The sequence below is a fragment of the Stenotrophomonas sp. ATCM1_4 genome, assembly GCF_004348115.1.
GTDB lineage: Bacteria > Pseudomonadota > Gammaproteobacteria > Xanthomonadales > Xanthomonadaceae > Stenotrophomonas > Stenotrophomonas capsici.
Map to the genome: position 1 here is coordinate 2,223,424 of NZ_QPFB01000001.1, position 20,136 is coordinate 2,243,559.

Annotated in this window: 15 protein-coding genes and 1 tRNA gene; 5 read left to right on the top strand and 11 right to left on the bottom strand. The window is 68.3% G+C overall.

Annotation, left to right across the window (positions count from 1 at the left end; genetic code table 11):
- The first annotated feature begins 207 nt into the window (after positions 1-207).
- Both ATCM_RS10180 and ATCM_RS10185 read left to right on the top strand, forming a co-directional pair.
- The gene (locus ATCM_RS10180; RefSeq protein ID WP_132864420.1) at positions 208-870 is read left to right on the top strand and encodes an energy transducer TonB; all 663 of its coding nucleotides are present in this window, start codon (positions 208-210) and stop codon (positions 868-870) included.
- Between the two features lie 184 nt (positions 871-1,054).
- Positions 1,055-3,865, top strand: coding sequence for a TonB-dependent receptor (locus ATCM_RS10185; RefSeq protein ID WP_132864421.1), 2,811 nt, complete (start codon positions 1,055-1,057; stop codon positions 3,863-3,865).
- A gap of 91 nt (positions 3,866-3,956) precedes the next feature.
- Here the strand turns inward: ATCM_RS10185 and ATCM_RS10190 are convergent.
- The 11 genes from ATCM_RS10190 to ATCM_RS10240 form a co-directional block, all read right to left on the bottom strand.
- Positions 3,957-4,033: transfer RNA gene (locus ATCM_RS10190), tRNA-Asn, on the bottom strand.
- 24 nt (positions 4,034-4,057) lie between these two features.
- Positions 4,058-4,528 (bottom strand): 23S rRNA (pseudouridine(1915)-N(3))-methyltransferase RlmH, encoded by a 471-nt coding sequence (gene rlmH, locus ATCM_RS10195; protein WP_132864423.1) that lies wholly within the window; start codon positions 4,526-4,528, stop codon positions 4,058-4,060.
- A 75-nt stretch (positions 4,529-4,603) separates the two neighbouring features.
- Positions 4,604-5,014: a ribosome silencing factor gene (gene rsfS / locus ATCM_RS10200; protein WP_132864424.1), complete on the bottom strand. Its 411-nt coding sequence runs from the start codon at positions 5,012-5,014 to the stop codon at positions 4,604-4,606.
- 58 nt (positions 5,015-5,072) lie between these two features.
- Positions 5,073-5,762, bottom strand: coding sequence for a nicotinate-nucleotide adenylyltransferase (gene nadD, locus ATCM_RS10205; RefSeq protein WP_132864425.1), 690 nt, complete (start codon positions 5,760-5,762; stop codon positions 5,073-5,075).
- 1 nt (position 5,763) lies between these two features.
- Positions 5,764-6,804, bottom strand: coding sequence for a DNA polymerase III subunit delta (gene holA, locus ATCM_RS10210; protein ID WP_132864426.1), 1,041 nt, complete (start codon positions 6,802-6,804; stop codon positions 5,764-5,766).
- A 43-nt stretch (positions 6,805-6,847) separates the two neighbouring features.
- On the bottom strand, positions 6,848-7,420 hold the full coding sequence (gene lptE / locus ATCM_RS10215) for an LPS assembly lipoprotein LptE (protein WP_132864427.1): 573 nt from the start codon (positions 7,418-7,420) through the stop codon (positions 6,848-6,850).
- 192 nt (positions 7,421-7,612) lie between these two features.
- On the bottom strand, positions 7,613-10,255 hold the full coding sequence (gene leuS / locus ATCM_RS10220) for a leucine--tRNA ligase (RefSeq protein WP_132864428.1): 2,643 nt from the start codon (positions 10,253-10,255) through the stop codon (positions 7,613-7,615).
- Between the two features lie 174 nt (positions 10,256-10,429).
- Positions 10,430-11,017, bottom strand: coding sequence for a DUF998 domain-containing protein (locus ATCM_RS10225; protein ID WP_132864429.1), 588 nt, complete (start codon positions 11,015-11,017; stop codon positions 10,430-10,432).
- 145 nt (positions 11,018-11,162) lie between these two features.
- Complete coding sequence (locus ATCM_RS10230; RefSeq protein ID WP_132864430.1) at positions 11,163-11,945, bottom strand: OmpA family protein; 783 nt, start codon at positions 11,943-11,945, stop codon at positions 11,163-11,165.
- A gap of 66 nt (positions 11,946-12,011) precedes the next feature.
- Positions 12,012-17,276, bottom strand: coding sequence for an ESPR-type extended signal peptide-containing protein (locus ATCM_RS19440; protein ID WP_132864431.1), 5,265 nt, complete (start codon positions 17,274-17,276; stop codon positions 12,012-12,014).
- 209 nt (positions 17,277-17,485) lie between these two features.
- Positions 17,486-18,409, bottom strand: a complete 924-nt coding sequence (locus ATCM_RS10240) for a helix-turn-helix domain-containing protein (RefSeq protein WP_225591575.1) — start codon at positions 18,407-18,409, stop codon at positions 17,486-17,488.
- A gap of 517 nt (positions 18,410-18,926) precedes the next feature.
- Here ATCM_RS10240 and ATCM_RS10245 point away from each other — a divergent pair.
- The 3 genes from ATCM_RS10245 to ATCM_RS10255 are packed head-to-tail and all read left to right on the top strand — an operon-like array spanning position 18,927 to position 20,122.
- Positions 18,927-19,097 carry a Flp family type IVb pilin gene (locus tag ATCM_RS10245; RefSeq protein WP_132864433.1) on the top strand — a complete coding sequence of 57 codons (171 nt, stop codon included), beginning with the start codon at positions 18,927-18,929 and terminating at the stop codon, positions 19,095-19,097.
- A gap of 19 nt (positions 19,098-19,116) precedes the next feature.
- Positions 19,117-19,647, top strand: a complete 531-nt coding sequence (locus tag ATCM_RS10250; protein ID WP_132864434.1) for a prepilin peptidase — start codon at positions 19,117-19,119, stop codon at positions 19,645-19,647.
- Positions 19,640-20,122: a pilus assembly protein gene (locus ATCM_RS10255; protein ID WP_132864435.1), complete on the top strand. Its 483-nt coding sequence runs from the start codon at positions 19,640-19,642 to the stop codon at positions 20,120-20,122. Before ATCM_RS10250 ends, ATCM_RS10255 begins: the two co-directional genes overlap by 8 nt.
- Positions 20,123-20,136: the final 14 nt, after the last annotated feature.

Sequence of the window (20,136 nt, forward strand, 5' to 3'; positions counted from 1 at the left end):
TCGTGCCCCGCCTGCCACCGCCGGGCATGGGACCGGACTGGGCCCCACCGCGCTCCGTTGCTGTCTGGCAGATAACCGGAAACCGGACCCCTGCTTGTCGGCACGCGCGATTGCAGGCGCTATGGCGTTACGCGGGCCGGAACCTGCAACCCCGTCCTGTGTCACCGCGCGTTGTTCCTTGTACACGCCCACGCATGGAGGTGGTTTATGGTCCGCACGCAGCATCGTGTCCCCTCGCTCCACGTCGAACCGTCCCGCATCTTCGCCTACAGCACGGCGCTGGCCCTGCATGTACTGGCCGCCGGACTGCTGTTGATCCCGTTGTCCCAGGTCCCGGTGCGCAGCGATGCGGTGCGTGAACCCCGTTGGCAGGTTCCGGACACCAAACCCATCGAACCACCGCCGCCGATTCCCCCGACCATCCCGGTCAGCAAAACCCCAGCGCCACCAAAGCAACCGGCGCTGCCGGCGCCGGTGGAAACCGCCCCGATGCCGGTGTTCCCCACCGAAGCGGTGATCACCGCGCCGGTCGACGTGGCCCCGGTCGCCGACCCCGCCCCTGCCATCGACTCCATCGCACCGGCCACGCCGCTGCAGGGCGTGCAACTGCGCTATGAGCGGGCTCCGGCCCCCACCTACCCGATCGATGCGCTGCGCGCCGGCATCGAAGGCACGGTGCTGCTGCGGGTGCTGGTCGGCCAGGACGGCAAGCCACTGGAAGTCAGCATCGAACGCAGCAGCGGCAACCGCAGCCTGGACAACGCCGCACGCACCCAGGTGCTGCGTCGCTGGAAGTTCCAGCCGGCCACCGACGGCGGACACGCCGTGCAGGCCTACGGGATCATCCCGATCGACTTCAAGGTCGGCTGAGTTGCTGAATGGCCCGCAAGGGGGGGGCTTGCTGAACCCTTCCTTGCGGGCAAGCTGAAAACCGCCCCTGTTAATCGATTTTTCACCCCTCCGTCATCTCCAGCGAACCTAGATTCGCGGCCGTCGATGTTCTTCGGCCGCGCCTTCTGGCGGCCATTTCCGCAGTTCCACTGGAGAGATGACTGTGAAACATCCGACTCGCCGGCATTCCGCCTGCCGCCCCACCCGACTTTGCAGTTCCCTTTCACGCTTGCTGCTGGTGCCCACCGCCCTGCTCGCCACCGCCCCCCTGGCCATGGCCCAGGATGAAAAGGCCACCACTCTGGACCGGATAACCGTCACCGGTTCCAACATTCCCCGCGCCACCACCGAAACCGCGTCGCCGGTGCAGATCATCACCCGCCAGGAGATCGACCGCACCGGCAAGGCCACCATCGCCGAGTACCTGCAGACCCTGACCAGCGACGGCGCCGGCTCCATCCCCAAGAGCTTCGGCACCGGTTTTGCCGGCGGCGGCTCTGGCATCTCGCTGCGCGGCCTGGGTGCCGCGTCGACCCTGGTACTGCTCAATGGCCGGCGCATGGCCCCGTACGGCCTGGCCGACGACGGGCAGAAGGTGTTCACCGACCTGAGCGTCATCCCGATGGATGCGGTCGAACGGGTTGAAGTGCTCAAGGACGGCGCCTCTGCCATCTACGGTTCGGACGCCATCGCCGGCGTGGTCAACATCATCCTGCGCCGCGACTTCACCGGCGCCATGCTCAAGGCGTCGTACGGCACGTCCGGCGACAGCGATGGCGATGCGCGCAAGGCATCACTGACCGCCGGCGTCGGCAACCTCGATGAGGACGGCTTCAACGCCTTCGTCAGCATCGACGTCAGCAAGACCGACGGCATCCGCATCTCCGACCGCCGCGACCGCAAGTGGATCGGCAACGGCGACCTGAGCCGCTACGGCTTTGATCGGGTCGCCGGCGGCCAGTTCTTCCCGCTCAACGGCGCGATCACCGCCGGCGGCACGGTGGCCGGCAACTCGCCGGTGGGCAGCATCCGCGACCCCGCCACCGGCCTGTACCAATCGCTGCCCGGGTGCGCGCAGTTCTCCCGCATCACGCCGGTGGACCCCGGTGGCGGCTGCCTGTGGGAAACGCAGGACTTCCGCAGCCTCACCCCCAGCGAGGAGTTCGGCAACCTGTTCGCGCGCGGCACCTTTGCGCTTTCGGACAACTTCGAGATGTACGGCGAGTTCGGCTACTCGAAGAAGAAGACCGAGTTCTACAACACGCCCAACGGCGTGTCCGGCTCGTGGGGCTACCCGGGAGGCCCGGTGAACGCCAGCAGCGGCAGCGGCGCCACCGTGCTGGGCGCCGCCCATCCGGACAACCCGCTCGGCGTGGACGCGCGCCTGCGCTACGCCGCGTTCGACGTGGGCCCGCGCGTGACCACCAACACCAACGAGTTCACCCGCTTCCTGGTCGGGGTGAAGGGCACTGCGGGTGCATGGGACATCGACACCGCCTACCTGCACTCGGCCACGCAGCTGGTCAACGAGCGCCGGGGGTTCCTGCGCTACAGCCATGTACGTACGGCATTGACCGACCCCAACAGCCCGGTCGGCTGGTGGCGCATCGGTGCCAGCGCCGGTCAGAATACGCAGGCGCTGTATGACTACATCTCTCCGACCATCCACGCCGACGCATCGACCACGCTGGACATGATCGACTTCAAGGCCAGCCGCAGCATCGCCGACCTTGCCGGCGGCCCGCTCGGCCTGGCCTTCGGTGCGGAATACCGGCGGCAGAAAGCCAACCTCGACCCGCAGAGCTACACCGACCTGGGCGACATCATCGGCCTGGGCTATTCGGCCTACAAGGGCACCCAGGAAGTAGCGGTGGCGTACGCGGAAATGGTGGCCCCGGTGCTCGAGTCACTGGAGCTCTCCGGCGCGCTGCGCGTGGACAAGTACAAGGGAGGCGATACCGCCACCACGCCGAAGGTCGGCATCAAGTGGACGCCGGCCGACTGGATCGCGGTGCGCGCCACCTATGCCGAGGGCTTCCGTGCGCCAGGGCCGGCCGAAGCCGGTGATGGTGGCCTGGCGGCCTTCAGCACCGCCCGCGACCCGGTCCGTTGCCCCGGCGGCACGCCTGCACCGGGCGCCACCGCGGCCGATTGCGCGGTCAACCTCGCCATCATCACCTCGGCCAATCCCAACCTGAAGCCGGAGGAATCCAAGAGCTACACCGTCGGCCTGGTGCTGGACCCGACGCCCACCACCACGCTGACCCTGGACGCTTGGCAGATCAAGCGCACCAACGAGATCAACCAGGGCGACACCGACCTGGCATTGGCCGCCGGGCGCGGCATCCGCAGCGACAACGACCTGCCGGGCGTTCCCAACAGCGGCAGCCTGCTGGCGGTCAGCGTGGACTACATCAACTCCGCTTCCACCACCATCCGCGGCTTCGACTTCGACATCCGCCAGCGCGTGGAAATGGGCGCCTACGGCAAGCTGCTGATGGACCTGCAGTGGACCCGGATCAACTCCTTCGAGCGCGACGATGGCACCGGCACCAAGTTCCAGTACGCCGGCACGCATGGCAACTGCGACGTCACCAACTGCATCGGCACGCCGAAGGACCGCTTCAACCTGGGCGTGACCTGGGACATGGACCGTTTCAGCGTGAGCGCGATCGGCAACTACATCGGCAGCATGGACAACGTCGCCTTCGAAGGTGACAGCTGCGCCAACCACTACGCCGATGGCAGTGATGCGCCGCGCGGCTGCGAACTGCGTTCGTTCTACACCATCGACCTGTCCGGCCGCTGGCGTGCGACCGACGCGCTGGAGATCTTCGGTTCGGTCCAGAACGTCACCGACCGCATCGCGCCGCTGGATCCGTTGACCTATGGCGCGGTCAACTACAACCCGCTGCATTTCAGTGGTGCGGTGGGCCGCTACTTCACGCTCGGTGCCAAGTACACCTTCAACTGAGCCAGACGGCTGCCGTGGCCCGACGGCCGCGGCAGCACGCGACGCACACAAAAAAAAAGCCGCGATTGCTCGCGGCTTTTTTTTTTGAATCTGGCGCCCGAAGTTGGACTCGAACCAACGACCCCCTGATTAACAGTCAAGTGCTCTAACCGGCTGAGCTATTCGGGCGGGGAGGCGCATTCTATACGCTAATCACGCGCGATGGTAGGGGTGGTTGGCCAACATCGCCGCCGCGCGATACAACTGCTCGGCCACCACCAGCCGCACCAGCATGTGCGGCAAGGTCAACGGACCGATCGACCACTTTTCATCGGCCACCGCCGATACCTCGGCCGCATGTCCTTCCGGGCCGCCGATCAGGAATGCCAGGTCGCGCCCCTGCGAACGCCAATGCTCCAGGCGTTGCGCCAACTGCTCGGAACTGAGCTGCCGGCCCGGTACGTCCAGCGCGACCACATAGGGATTCTTCGGCAACGCCGCCAACACGCGCTTGCCCTCGTCCTCGATCGCGCGCTTCGGGTCCCTCCCCTTGCCACGCAGGCCCGGCTCGATCTCGACCAGCTCCAGCGGCAACCAGTGCGACAGGCGCTTCTGGTATTCGGCGAAGCCCTGCGCGACCCAGGACGGCGCACGTTCGCCGGTGGCAATCAACTTGGCTTTCATCGACACGCTCCGGCGCGGCGGGGTCAAATGGAAACGGCGCCCTGCGGCGCCGTCATGGCTGCTACGGCGGGGCGATCAGCCCTGCTGCGCGTCCTCGTCGTCCGACGGCGGCTGGTCACCCACCGTCCACAGGCGCTCCAGTGCATAGAACTCGCGCACGCGCGGCAGCATCACGTGGACGATGACGTCGCCCAGGTCCACCAGCACCCATTCCGCTTCGCGCTCGCCTTCCACGCCCAGCGGCATCACGCCCAGTTCCTTGGCAAAACGCACCACTTCGTCACCGATGGACTTGACGTGGCGGGTCGAGGTGCCCGAAGCGATCACCAGGTAATCGGCGACGCTGGACTTGCCGCGCACGTCGATCTCCACCGCATCCTTGGCCTTGATCTCTTCCAGTGCGGCGTGAACGGACGCCAGCAGGGCCGGGACGGACGGCGGCGGGCTGGGCAGTTGGGTCTTGATGACTTGGGCTTCGGTGCTCAAAGCGGCATAACTCGATGAATAAGGGGACGATTATAGAGAACCCGGCCGCTGCCGGCATTCACTGCGTGGAGGTGCAGCCATACAGGCCCCGTGCCTGGATGTAGGCGGCCACCGCTGCGGGCACCAGGGGCCGCCAGTTCCCGCCGCTGGCGATCAGCGCGCGCACGGCGGTGGCGGACTCGCCCTGCAGCGGTTGGCGCAGCCGCCAGACCCGCCCGCCAGGCAAGGCGGCCAGTACCTCCGGGCCGCTGGCCCAGGCCTGGCGCAGGTGGCTGGCCAGCGGCTCGGGCAGTCCATCCTCCAGTGCGCTGCCCGGACGGTCGGCCACCACGATGTGGGCCAGTGGCAGCAGGGATTCCCATTCATGCCAGGTGGGCAGGCCCAGCAGGCTGTCCGCGCCCATCAGCAGCGCCAGCGGCCGTTGCGGTCCCTGTTCGGCCCGCAGTTCGCGCAGCGTATCCACCGTCCACGACGGCACGCCGGGCAGGCGCCGGGCCCGCTCCAGCTCACGCCGGTCCACGCGCAACGCCGGATCATCGGCGACCGCCCGCTCCAGCATCGCCGTACGGGTCTGCGCATCGGCGCCCGGCGGCGCGCGGTGCGGCGGATCGGCCGCCGGCATCAGCCGCACCGGCACCTGCAGCTCCTGCGCGGCGCACCGGGCGATGGCCAGGTGGCCGTTGTGGATCGGGTCGAACGTGCCGCCGTAGAACACCAGCAGCCCGCCTTCACGGCCGGCTTGCCGCATGTCAGCGCACCCGTGCCAGCAGGCGCACCGCGCGTGCTTCGGACACGGCCACCAGCAGGCGCTCCAGCGCCAGCCACGGATCACCTTCGGCGCGCCCCTTGGCCATGCGGTCAACCAGCGAGGCCTCGGCGACGAAGCGCTCCCAGCGCTTGGGGTCCGGGTGGCGCTGCAGGGCCCTCTTGAACGGTGCCTGGCGCGACTCCCAGATGCCCTTGGCCTTCATCTCGCCGGCCAGGTTGCCGCCGCTGGCCTGTACTCGGGCAAGGCCTGCGGTGAGCAGCAGTTCACGGATCAGGATCGGCATCAGCGCGGCCACGGCCTCGCCTTCGCCACGCAGGCCGGCGAGCATGCGCAGCACGGCCTGCGGCTGCCCGGCGAAGGTAGCCTCGCTGAGCCTGAACACGTCGTAGCGGGCGGCATCGGCCACCAGCGATTCCATCTTCGCCACGTCCAGCGCCTGCCCTTCGGCGAGCAGCGCCAGCTTGTCGATTTCCTGCGCGGCAGCCAGCAGGTTGCCTTCCACCCGCTCGCTCAACCGCTGCACGGCGGCCGGATCGGCGCGCAGGCCCTTGGCCCGCAAGCGGCGCTCGATCCAGTCCCCCAGTTCATGTGGCTTGATCGCCCAGGCCACCGAGAGCACACCGATGCGGCTGACCGCTTCGGTCCATTTGCCCTGGTGCGCCTTGCCCCACTCGCCGGCGGTGATCAGCAGCACCACATCCGGCGGCGGCTGTGCGCAGAAATCACTGATGACCTCGGCGCCCTCCTTGCCCGGCTTGCCGCTGGGCAGGCGCAGTTCGACCAGGCGGCGCGCACTGAACAGGCTGGGCGCGTTGAAGCTCGAAGACAGCTGTCCCCAGTCGAAATCGCGGCCGTCGGCATCGAACACCTCGCGTTCGCCGATGCCCTCGGCGCGGGCGCGGGCGCGCACCGCGTCGGCGGCTTCGATCACGCGCAGCAGCTCGGGGCCGGCGATCAGGTAGACCGGTGCCAGCGGTTGACCACCGACCTGCCCGGCAAGCTGTTCAGGACGCAGTTCCACCGCTCAGCCCCGCCACGCCCGCAGCGCAGTCATTCCGGGGCGCTCAATGGGCATCGCCCTTGCCGTCTGCCGGGGGAGCCGGGGGCGCAGCCTTGAGTTTCTCGGCATCGGCGCGGACGACGCTGTCGATGCGGCGCAGGATCGAGGCCGACATCTCGCGGCGGAGCTCGTCGGCCAGGATTTCACGCTCGGTGGTGGTACCGGACGCATCTTCTGGCGGAGACACGTAGTCGCGCGACAGTTCGATTGCCTGCTCCGGCACGATGGTCGAGCCATCCGGGCGGTAGAAGCCGAACACCACTGCATAACGCAGGCTGTACTCCTGTGCACGGCCCTGCGCGTCGATGGCGATCGGCAGGTCGCCCCAGCGCTCGGAACGCACCTGCAGGCGGGCGAACTGGTCGCTCTTGCGCGGCGGCGAACCGTCGCTCTGGATCACGGTGGCACCGGATGCATGCAGGCCCCGGTTGAGCAGCTTCACCAGCTCGCTGTAGCGCACGCTCGAATCGACGCGGACCGCAGGCGTGTCCGCCGGCAGGGTCAGCGTGTTGCGCAGATGGAAACCACAGCCGGTCAGGCCGGTGGCGAGAATCAGGGCAATCAGGGTTCGGGTCATGGGCACAGTCTGGCGGAGCCGGCCGGGAGCGGCAATAGAAAGCGGCCCGCATCATCGCGCATCGCGCGTGAGCGCCAATGAAACCACGCCCGCTGCCGGCCAGGGCTGCAGGCGTGAAGCCTTCACCCTGCCCCGTCCACGGGAACACCGGTACCCGCGGCGTCACCGCGGGTAACAGGTCATCACGGCCGCTCAGGCCGCGACGATGTTGACGATCTTGCCCGGAACGATGATCACCTTGCGGATGGCCAGACCTTCCAGGAACTTGGCCGTGTTCGGCTCTTCCTTGGCCACGGCCTCGATCAGCTCGCGCGGGGCATCGGCGGCCACTTCGATCGTGCCACGCAGCTTGCCATTGACCTGCACGGCCAGGGTCAGCGCGTCCTTGACCAATGCCGCGGCGTCGGCCTGCGGGAACGGCTGGTCTTCCAGCAGGGTCTGCGCGTTGCCCAGCAGCTGCCACATCGCGTGGCAGGCATGCGGGGTGATCGGGTTCAGCAGCAGCACGGTGGCCTGCAGGGCCTCCTGGCGCACCGCGCGGCCCTGCGCGCTGGCATCGTCGAACTTGGCCAGCGCGTTGAGCAGCTCCATCACCGCGGCGATGGCGGTGTTGAAGGCGTGGCGGCGACCATAGTCGTCACCGACCTTGCCGATCGTCTCGTGGGTCTTGCGACGGATCGCCTTCTGCTCGGCGTTCAGCGCCGCAACGTCCAGTGCCGGCGCGCTGCCGTCGGCGGCATGCTTGTGCACCATCGTCCACAGGCGGCGCAGGAAGCGGGACATGCCATCCACGCCGGCCTCGTTCCACTCCAGCGATTGCTCCGGCGGCGCGGCGAACATCGAGAACAGGCGCACGGTGTCGGCGCCGTACTTGGCCACCATCGCCTGCGGATCGACGCCGTTGTTCTTGGACTTGGACATCTTCTCGGTGCCGCCGATCACCACCGGCTGGCCATCGCCACGCAGGGTGGCACCGGTGATGCGGCCGCGCTCGTCGCGCACCACGTCCACGTCGGCCGGGTTGAACCAGTCCTTGGAACCGTCGCTGTTCTGGCGGTAGAAGGTTTCGGCGATGACCATGCCCTGGCACAACAGGTTCTGCGCCGGCTCGTTGCTCTCCACCATGCGTGCATCGCGCAGCAGCTTGTGGAAGAAGCGGAAATACATCAGGTGCAGGATGGCGTGCTCGATGCCACCGATGTACTGGTCCACCGGCAGCCAGTAGTTGCCGCGCTTGTCCACGGCCTCGCGTGCACCCGGCGAGGTGTAGCGCGCGTAGTACCAGCTCGACTCCATGAAGGTGTCGAAGGTGTCGGTCTCGCGCTCGGCCACGCCGCCGCATTCCGGGCAGGTGGTCTTGCGCCATTCCAGGTCGGCCTTGAGCGGCGAACCGGTGCCGTTGAGGGTGACATCCTCCGGCAGCACCACCGGCAACTGGTCTTCCGGCACCGGCACCGCGCCACAGCTGTCGCAGTAGATCACCGGGATCGGGCAGCCCCAATAGCGCTGGCGGCTCACGCCCCAGTCGCGCAGGCGGTAATTGACGCGACGCTGGCCCTGGGCCTTGCGCTCGAAGCGCTCGGCCAGTGCCTCGAAGGCGCCCTGGAAGTCCAGGCCGTCGAACTCGGCCGAGTTGACCAGCTCGGTCTCGCGGGTCTTGTCTCCGTACCAGTCCTGCCAGCGGGTCGGGTCGTAGCTGCGCTCGTCGTCGTTCTTCGGGTGCTTGAGCGCGATGACCTGCTTCTTGGGCAGGTCATACTTGCTGGCGAACTCGAAGTCGCGCTGGTCATGGCCCGGCACGGCCATCACCGCGCCGGTGCCGTAGCCCATCAGCACGAAGTTGGCGACCCAGATCGGCACCTGCTCGCCGCTGACCGGATGGATGGCCTTCAGGCCGGTGTCCATGCCGCGCTTTTCCTGGGTTTCCAGTTCAGCCTCGGACACGCCGCCCTGCTTCAGCTCGGCCAGCATCGCGGCCAGCGCCGGGTTGCTCTTGGCGGCGTGCAGGGCCAGCGGGTGCTCGCCGGCGATGGAGACGAAGCTCACGCCCATCACCGTGTCCGGGCGGGTGGTGAACACGCGCAGCGGGTCCAGCGCGGCGCCATCCATGTCACGCACGTCGAACTGGATTTCCAGGCCTTCGGAGCGGCCGATCCAGTTGCGCTGCATGGTCTTGACCGAATCCGGCCAGCCCGGCAGCTCGTCCAGGCCGTCCAGCAGTTCCTGGGCGTAGTCGGTGATGCGCAGGAACCACTGCGGGATCTCGCGCTTCTCGACCAGGGCGCCGGAGCGCCAGCCACGGCCGTCGATGACCTGCTCGTTGGCCAGCACGGTGTTGTCGACCGGGTCCCAGTTCACCACCGAGTTGCGGCGGTAGGCCAGGCCCTTGCGCATCAGGCGGGTGAACATGCGCTGCTCGTGGACGTAGTAGTCCGGCGTGCAGGTGGCGAACTCGCGCGACCAGTCGATCGCATAACCCATCGCCTTGAACTGGCCACGCATGTGGTCGATGTTGGCGTAGGTCCACTTGGCCGGCGCAGTCTTGTTCTTGATCGCGGCATTCTCGGCCGGCAGGCCGAACGCGTCCCAGCCCATCGGCTGCAGCACGTTGTGGCCGGTCATGCGCTTGTAGCGGCTGATGACGTCGCCGATGGTGTAGTTGCGCACGTGGCCCATGTGCAGCGCACCGGACGGGTACGGGAGCATCGACAGGCAGTAGTACTTGGGCTTGTCCGAGGTCTCGCTGACCTCGAAGGCACGCGTGTCCTCCCAGAATTTCTGGGCGGCGGATTCAACCTGCTGGGGATCGTACATAGTGGGTTCGACGCTGGACATGGCAACGCTGGGCAACGGCAAAGCCGCAAAGGGTACCGCAGTGCATCATGGCACTCCAATCCAGTCCCCTCCGCTGTCCGCGGGACAAACGCAGGTCATTGATATCGCAATGGTTTCAACAAGCCTGCGATGTACGCCCCACGGCCTGTTGGCCGGTTTTCGCGTCAGCCGGGCTCAACCGCGCGCTGGCGCCAGGCGTGCCGCGCCCAGCAGCCAGACCAGCCAGCCCAGGAAGGCCAGGCGCTGGGCCATGGCGACCGGCAGGGCGATCTCGAACAGGAACGCGCTGCACAGGCTCCACAGCGCACACCCCACCGCGAGGTTGGCCAGCGGCCGCCAGGCCGCGTCCCGGGCACTGCCAAGGCGCAATGCGAGCGCACCGGCACTGAAGCCCACCAGCCACAGCAGCCAGGCGCTGGCGTGGTACTGGCTGGCGCGGTTCTCGATGTCTTCCACGTCCAGCGGCAACAGGCCCATCGCGGCGAACGCCACCGCGGCCAGCAGCAGCATCTGCCCGCCCACCCGCAATGCGCGCGGGGCAGTCACCGGCATGCGCAGCGCCAGATCAAGCGCAGCCGCGGCAGCAAGGATGCCGGGCAGCACGAAACCCAGCATGCTGAAGGCGGTGCCGCCGGGGACGCCATGCGCGCCCAGCAGCGACACCGGATGCCGCAGCTGGTCGTACCCCTCCAGGCGCATGCCGAAGCCGAACACGGCCAGCAGCCACACCACCGCCGCGACCGGACCGGCCCAGCCCCACATCTGTTTCCTGCTCGACGCCACCACGCACCCTGTCTGACCCGGGTCGCCCGCGGAACGCGGCGACCATCGGCGTCATTGTGAAGGCAGCGGCCGGCAATCGCACGGATTGCCGGCCGTTCCTTCCCCCCGTTCCAGCCCTGCCCCGTCAGTTGCCGATGCCGGCGATCTCCACGCGGCGGTTCGGTGCCAGGCAAGCCACCAACGCCGCCCGGCCGCCATCGTTGCACTGGACCAACGGCTCGGCGCTGCCGCGTCCTTCGGCACGGATCGACCCGGCCGGGATGCCCTGTTCGACCAGGTATCCGCGCACCGCCGCGGCGCGGCGCTGTGACAGGTCCATGTTGTAGGCATCGCTGCCGATGCGATCGGTGTAGCCGATCACGGTCAGGTCCATGCCCGCGCCCTGCCCGCGCACGGTGCTGGCCACCTCGGCCAGCCGTGCTTTGCCGGCATCCGAAAGCTTGGCGCTGTCGAAGGCGAACAGGGCATCGGCGGCGATCCGCAACGGCGCCGGCGCAACCGGTGGCGGCGGTGGTGCGGGTGGGGGTGGTGCGGGAGCGGGTTCGAGCAGGGCGGCACAGCTTTCAGGCTGCCACGCGTGGCCCACCGCCACGCCGTCGTGGTCGAACGTTACCTGGAACTGGCATTGCACCGGCGTGGCCCCTACCGCCCGCCGGAAGTTGAACAGGTAGTTCCACTCCCGCACCCCCCATAGGCCTTCGTTGAAATGCGGCGTGCCCAGCAGCGTCTGCACCTGGTGCTTGTTCATGCCCGTCGCATATTGGCGCAGGTTGTCCAGGTTCACGTAGGTGCCGCCGGCCGGGTATGCCCGTGCAGGATCCGGGAACCCCCGCTCGCGCACCTCACCCTTGCTGCTGCAGGCCGCCAGTGCCACCACCAGCGCCAGTACCGACCATTTGCTGTTCATGACTTCCCCCGCGCCCAGGCGCTGTTGTCCGGAAGCCGGTGCCAGGCACCGGCAGGTTGCATGCCATCACCACTGGAAGCCGGCGCCGACGGTCACGCCGCCATCGCCGCGGGTATTGGCCGAGCCGCTGAGCTTGTAGATCCAGCGCCCGCCATCGGAGACCCCGGACACGCCCACCGCCATGCTGGATTCGCCATGGAAGGTGCTGGCCGCGAACGAAGCCATGCGCTTGCCTGCCTCCGAAGGCTGCGGCAGGCCGGCCATCGCCATCGCCGAGGCGATGCCGGCCGAGGCGCGGTCATCCACGCGCTTGATGTCGCGCGAGATGCTGTTGAAGCGCTGATCGGTGTAGTTCCTGGACCAGTCCATCACGTCCCCCATGCCCTTGTTGAGTTGTGCGACGTTCACCGCATCGGTGGGTGCCACGCCGGTGGCCACGTTGTGGATCACCGTGGAGGTTCCGGCCTTGCCCATGGTCACGCTGGCGTAGTTGGTGCTGCCGTCGGTGTTCTTGTCGTAGCGCACCGTGCCTTCCTGCGATGCCTGCAGCTGGCGCAGGTTGACCGCATCGGTGGCCTGGCTGCCGTCGGCGACATGGGTGACCTGGCGTTCGGCGCCGGTCGCGCCCACCGAGACGGTGTTGGCACGGTCGGCCACCGAGCCTGCGCCCAGCGCCACGCTGTTGGCTGCCGACGCGTTGGCGCCGTTGCCGATCGCCACCGCCTGGGTACCGCTGGCGGTGGCCTGAGGGCCGGCGGCGACGGCATCCTGGCCGGTGGCCGAGGCCGCCGCCTTGGTCGAGTTCACCGAGAAGTAGGCATTGCCCGCGCCACCGTTCTGGATGTTGTCGATGCGCTTGTTGACGTTGACGATGGAGCCGTCCATCACTGCCAATGCATCGGTCACATTGTCCAGCACCTGCTGGTTGGTCCCGCCACTGGCATTGATCGAATTGACGGTGAAGCTCGCCGAGGACCATTGGCCGGTGGTGCTGTTGTACTGCAGGGTGCCGCCAATGGCCGAGGCGAGCGCCTCGTTGGTGGTGGCCAGCTGGCCGCCGTTGATCGCATCGCGGCTGCCGGCCACGACGCTGCCCTCGGCCACGTTGCGCACTGCCACCGCCGCACCGCTGCCATCCCCCTTCAGCGCGACCACGTTGGTCGGGTTGCCGGCGCCATCGGGGGTGTATTCCACCGCCAGCGGATTGCTGCCGGGGTTGGGATTGGTCCCGGTGGCCAGGTTGGCCAGCGACTGGCTGATCGAACTGAACGCTGCGCCGATGTTGCCGAAGGTGGCCGAGGTCAGCTGCCAGTTCGCGCCGATTTCATTCAGCACGTAGGACGGCGCGGACAGCACTCCCGCCACACTGAAGGTGGAGCCGCCGCCCAGATAGCTCGCCATCGACTGGCCGATGCCGAACAGCTGTGCACCGTTCACCGCCTCGGTGCTGGTGGCGCTGAGCTGGCCCGCGGCCAGGTTCGAGACCACCGTGCCGTTCGGCGCATTGCCACCGCCCAGGGTCACATGGCCGTAGTCGGCCACGTCATTGGCATCGGTGTCGTACAGCACCGCGTTCTGCTCGATCGTGTTGATCTGCGACAGCGCGCCCTGCAGCTGGGCGAGGTTGACCGCGTCGGTGGCCTGGCTACCGGCCGCGACGTGGGTGATCTGCCGCTCGCGGCCGGCCGAGCCGACCGCCACTTCGCCGATCGAGGTCTGCGCCGCGGTGAGGCCGAATGCGCTGTAGTTGTCCAGCCCACCGCGGTCGGCATTGGACTTGTAGCCCATCGCCACGCTGTTGGCCTTGTTGGACGTTGCACCGGCACCGAGCAGGGTCTGTGCGTTGGCTGTACCCAGCGCACTGTCACCGATCACCACCGACTGGCCCTGGCGCGCGTCGTAATCGGCGGTGGGCACGCCGGTCATCACGCCATTGGCGTCGACGAAGACCTGGCTGGCGTTCTGCTGCGCCAGCTCGTGCCGCGCATTGGTGCCGATCACCACCTCCTTGGAGCCGTTGGCGTAGGCACCGTCGCCGATCAGCACCTGGTAGTCCTGCGCGGCCGGCACGGCCCAGCACTTGTCCTTGATGATCCCCACCAGGTTCAGGCAGTCCGACGCCCAGTCCGGCGCGCTGTCGGGAAGCAGCAGGCCCAGCAGGCCACCGGCCGCGCCGTTGTTGATGTTGGTGATGTAGCTGTCGGAGGTCACGCCACCGATCAGGGTCAGGTGCGAATTGCCGCCGGTGATGGCGCTGCCCGCGCCGTCGAGCAGTTCGCCCACCGGGCTGAGGTTGACCACCGGCAGCCCTGCGACCTCGAGCGTCGAATAGGCCTGCGCGAAGTTGACGTTGTTGATCGTCAGGCTGCCGTTCTGGGTGTAGCCACTGCCGCCGAACAGCGAGGTGGCGGTCGGCCCGATCAGCTGCCCGACCGTTCCCACCAGGCCGCCGTTGCCGACCACCAGGCCGCTCGGGCCCGCCGGTGGCGGCGCATTCGAGGTGGGCGCCGGATTGCCGGTGAGCTGGCCGACGACATTGGACAACCCACCGGTCACGCCGCCGGTCACGCCCGTCAGCAGATTGGTCAGGCCATTGACCCCGGATGCCGAACCGGTGATCCCGCCCAGCGTGCTTCCGACCGCGCCCAGCAGGGTGCCGGCCGTGGTGTTGACGGTTCCCAACGCGCTCTGCACGGTCCCGGTCAGGTCGCCTTGGGCGAGCGCGCCGGTCGTGTTCTGCAGGCCACCGGTCAGTGCGCCGACCGTGCCGCTGACGCCGTTGCCCAGTGAGGTTGACCCGGTGAGGCCGCCGACCAGCCCTCCCACTGCCGCGCCCGCCCCGTTGACCACCGGTGCTGCCCCATCCACCACGCCGTCCACCACACCCCCCACGCCGGTCTGCGCCACCAAGCCACCGGTGAGATCGACCACGCCGCCAATCCCGTCGGTCACCGCCTGGCCCGGTGAAGTGGGCGTCGTGCCGCCGCTACCACCGCCAAGTTGGCCCAGCAGACCCGTCACCGCGCCGGTCAGTCCACCGACGACGTTGCCCAGACCGCCAAGCCCCGCGCCGGCGCCACCATTCCCGTTGCCGCCGGCCGCACCACCCACCGCACCCAGCAGGGTCGAGACGGTACCGCCCACCGTCCCCACCAGGTGCTGCACGGTTTCCTGCACGTCACCTTGTGCCAATGCACCAGTGGTGTTCTGCAGCCCGCCGGTCAGCGTACCGACCGTGGCGCTCACGCCGGCTCCCAACCCGGCCGAACCGGTCACGCCGCCCACGACATGGCCCAGCGCGCCACCCGCGCCATTGAGCACCGGCGCGACGCCATCGACCACGCCATCCACCGGCGTGCCGACCGCCGCGACCAGGCCATGGCCTGCGCCGCCGCCCAGGCCGCCGGTCAGGCCACCGATCACACCGGTCAACCCACCCAGACCGCCACCGCTGCCGCCGGCATCGCCGACCGCGCCCACCAGCGTGGAGACCGTGCCCTGTACCGTGCCGGCCAGATGCTGCACCGTGCCCTGCAAATTGCCTTGTGCCAACGCACCGGTGGTGTTCTGCAGCCCGCCGGTCAGCGTACCCACCGTGGCGGTCACGCCGGTTCCCAACCCGGCCGAACCGGTCACGCCGCCCACGACATGGCCCAGCGCGCCGCCCGCGCCATTGAGCATCGGCGCGACGCCATCGACCACGCCATCCAGCGGCGTGCCGACCGCCGCGATCAGGCCATGGCCTGCACCGCCGCCCAGGCCGCCGGTCAGGCCACCGATCACACCGGTCAACCCACCCAGACCGCCACCGCTGCCGCCGGCATCGCCGACCGCGCCCACCAGCGTGGAGACCGTGCCCTGTACCGTGCCGGCCAGGTGCTGCACCGTGCCCTGCACATTGCCTTGTGCCAGTGCAGCGGTGGTGTTCTGCAGGCCGCCGGTCAGCGTACCCACCGTGGCGGTCACGCCGGTTCCCAATCCGGCCGAACCGGTCACGCCGCCCACGACATGGCCCAGCGCGCCACCCGCGCCATTGAGCACCGGCGCGACGCCATCGACCACGCCATCCACCGGCGTGCCGACTGCCGCGATCAGGCCATGGCCTGCGCCGCCGCCCAGGCCGCCGGTCAGGCCACCGATCACGCCGGTCAACCCGCCCAGGCCCGCGCCCTCGCCTGCACCACCGCTGGTCAAGCCCCCCGTCAAACCACCGATCACACCGGTCAGCCCGCCAGGACCGGCAGAGCCGCCACCCGACGTGCCGTTCCCCAGGCTGCTGACCACATGCGACACGCCACCGATCACCCCGTGGGTGACGTGGCCTGCCGCGCCGGTGAGCCCGGCGACGCCGGATGCCGACCCGGTGATGCCGCCCAGCGCGCTGCCAGTACCGTGCAAGGCCGCGGCGATGGTGCCGTCAACCGTCGCCAATGCATGGTTGACGGTGCCGACCACATGGCCCTGCGCCAGCGCGCCACTCGTGTTTTCAAGGCCGCTGGTGAGTGCGCCGACGGTGTGATCCACGCCCGCACCCAGCGCACCGGAGCCCGTCACTCCGGCCAGCACGCCTGCCGCCGTATGGCCGGTGCTGTTCGCCACCGGCGTCGCGCCGTTGACCACGCCGTCCACCAGCGCACCGATGCCGGCCCCCTGCAGCAGGCCGCCGGTCAGTTCCTCGACCGCGCTGACCGTGGCGCCGGTCACCGCGCGTACCGGGTTGCCACCTTCTTCCTTGCCCGGCAACAGCACGTTGCCCAGCCCCAGCAGTCCGCCATGGCCCGGTGCCCCGGACGTCGGCGCCGACACCTGCAGCAGGGCCGTTCCGCCCACACCGGCCTTGATCGCGCCGGCCGCCGACGCCACCGTGGCCAGCGCCGCGGTCGTCGCCGATACCGATGGGGCGGCATGGCCATGCGTGGCGCGCGCGCCGACCGACAGTCCCGCGCCAATGCGGGTCGGTGCGACCTGCAACCGTGCCTGCACCGGCACCTTCACCTGCACAGCCACCGGCGCCGGCAGCTGCACCGCCACCGTCGCGTTGACGCGCGCCTGTACGCCGCCGACCGGCAGGGCGCTGGCGACGATGCTGTGCGCGTCGGTCTGGCTGTACTTGGCGACCAGCGACTGCAGATCATCCAGCCGCGCGTCGGTGGCGTGTGCCGCACCGGCGAGCCCCAGGGCCAGCAAGCCACCGGCGCCCACCATGGCCACCGACCAGGGGGGCAACAGGCAGTTCGCGCCGCTGCGCTTGCCATGCGCCGCGGTCAGCTCCGAGCCGACCACGTAGGCGTTGAGGGTGCGGTTCCAGATCAATCGATAGATGCGATTCATGGCAGGGGCCTCTGGTAGGAACCGTCCCGGGCTTGGACGATCCGTTTGCGTGAGGCCAGTACAGCGCTGAAACACAACGTCCCTTACCCGCATCCGGCACATCCATGCCGGCAATTGGCAAAGCGTTGCGCGTTACCGGCAGTGCAATGCACCTATTCGGCAACGTCCCGCCAAGTTTGATGGACCGCACATTCCGGACGAACGTGCACTCAGCTGTTCGAATAAGTGCCGCGCATGAGTGTTTCGCTGGGCAGCTCGCCGAACACGCGGCGGTAGTTGTCGGCGAAGCGCGACAGGTCCCACAGGCCGCAGCTGAGCGCGATCGACTTGACCGACTTTCGCCCCGCGTCGGCATTGGACAGGCTGCGGCAGGCCTCGCACAGGCGCAGCATGGACAGGTAGCGCACCGGCGAGATGCCGACCAGCTCCTCGAAGGCATAGCGCAGCGCCCGCTCGCTCACGCCGGCCGCGTCGCACAGCTCCTGCATGTAGATGTGCCGGCGCAGGTTGGCGTACATCATGTCCTCGGCACGGCGGAAGATCAGGTAGCGCGCGCGCCGGCTGCGGCTGCACGAGACCCGTTCGGGCGAACCGTTGGCGACGATCTCGCGCACGTGCGCCTCGAGCATCGCGTCGATCTCGTCGCCGGAGATCTCGCCTTCGCAGATGCGTTCGTGCAGCCCTTCGTAGTACGCCTGCAGCGGCACGTGCGTGCGCCCGCTGACCAACGGCACGTTGCCGCCTTCACCCAGTCCGCCCAGGCGCGCGGCGGTGGCACGCTCCTCGAAGCGCTTGAGCGGCACCAGCACGAAAGTGACCTTGCTGCCCGCCCCCAACGCGAACTCGGTGACGCCTTCGGGCATGACCGAGATGATGTTGCCGGAGGTCAACGGCACCCCATGGCACCAACTGGCCTCGGCGTCGACGCTCTGCAGGCAGCCGAGCAGGCACCAGTCCAGCGGCAGCACGAAGCGGCCGCGCGCGCGCGCGCCGATCTGGAAGGTGCACAGCAAGGCCTGGTCGTGCACGAACGAGGTCACCGCGGCCGTGGGGGGCTGGTCGTCCAGCAGCACCAGCTCCACGTGACAGACGCGCAGGGTGCTGCCCAACGCCGCCAGGTCGAACGATTTCAATCCGTTCCCGTCCGCAATCGCATCCATGTCCACGCCTTTGCGGGATCCCTCTGGGATCCGCTCCAGAAGTCCGATTCCCCGTCTGCGGCCTGGCACCTCCGGCCGCAACCCCGTCACGCACGATCTGAAACCAGCAACAAAGCGTAATTCGCGTTTCCAGAGCATCCGCGTTGCGCGGCGCTTGAAGCGGATACTGACAAAAAAAAACGGCACGCTCCGTAAGAGCTTTATGTGAAATGGCGATTGACGTCACACATATGGAAAACATTTTGTTCTTGCCGAATATGCGCATGCATCGCGATGCGCGATTGCAATGATGCTCCCGGGCATGCCATGCGTGCCGACAGGGGAAAACAGCGGAAATAGGGGCTCGTAGGAGTTTTCCTTACACCCCCACGACCATCGACACTCCCGTCGGTGTCAGGCAGATCCCAATGACCTTCATCGGGCAGCGATGCCCATCTTTGCCCGGCTGCAGTCGGTGCAACACCGACACCGGGTCATCAGGGAGAACGCTATGAACGCTATCCGCAAGTTCCTCAAGCAGGAAGACGGTGTCACCGCCCTGGAATATGGCCTGCTGGCCGCCGTCATCGCCGGCATCATCATCTTCTTCGCGCGCGACGGCCTGACCGCGATCTTCACCACCGTGTTGGCGCGACTGGAAGACGTGGTGGCAGGCACCTGAGCCGGGAGGGCATCGCACCATGACCGCCGTCGGGCTGCTGGCACTGCTGCTGGGGTTGCAGGTCACGATCAGTGACCTGGCCGCCCGGCGCGTCTGCAACGGCGTGCTGGCCGTCACGTTGGCCCTGGTGTTGTTCCTCCAGCTCAGCCACAACGCCGCACCGGTGGGGCTGGCAAGCTGCCTGGCCGGCGGCGTGCTGGGCCTGCTCGTGCTGCTGCCCTTCCATGTCATCGGCTGGATGGGCGCCGGTGACGTGAAACTCTTCGCCACCATCGGCTTCCTGCTCGGCACCAAGGCACTGCTTCCCATCTGGGTGATCGCCAGCCTGGCCGCCGGTGTCCACGCGCTCCTCGTCGTCGCGTGGCCCCTGCTGTCCAGCTCGGCACCCGGCATGCAGCGCAGGGTCGCCGGCTGGGGCAACACCGGCTGGATCCGGGATTGGCGGATGGACCTGCGTTCGACACGGCAAGGACGCCGTGGCATCCCGTACGCGGCCTACCTTGGCCTGGCGATGATCGGCTACGTACTGCAAGGAGCCAGCCATGGCTGATCGAGGACGACTGAAGCACCGCGGGCAGCGCGGCGTGGTGACGCTCGAGTTCGCCTTCATGCTGATGTTCGGCGTGCTGCCGCTGCTGCTGGTGACCTTCACCGGGGTGATGGTGTTCGCCGCCAAGCAATCACTGACGCTGGCCGCCGGCGAAGGCGCACGTGCCGCCCTGCGATACGGCGATACCGCACAACGTCGGAGCAATGCATGCCAGGCCGCCGCGCATTCGATGCAGTGGCTGCTGAACTTCTCCCGCGCCAGCGCTTCATGCAGCAATCCCAGCGCGGCGCCCATCAACGTGTCGCAACCGTTCACCTGCACCTCCGATGCCACCGTGAAGTGCATCCGGGTCACCGCGTCCTACGACTACGACAGCCATCCGTTCATGCCCGGCACCGGCCCGCTGCTGGGCTGGACCCTGGGCCAGACCCTGCGCAGCACCGCAACCGTACAACTGGACCTCGGCGGCAACTGACCCACGCTCAACCG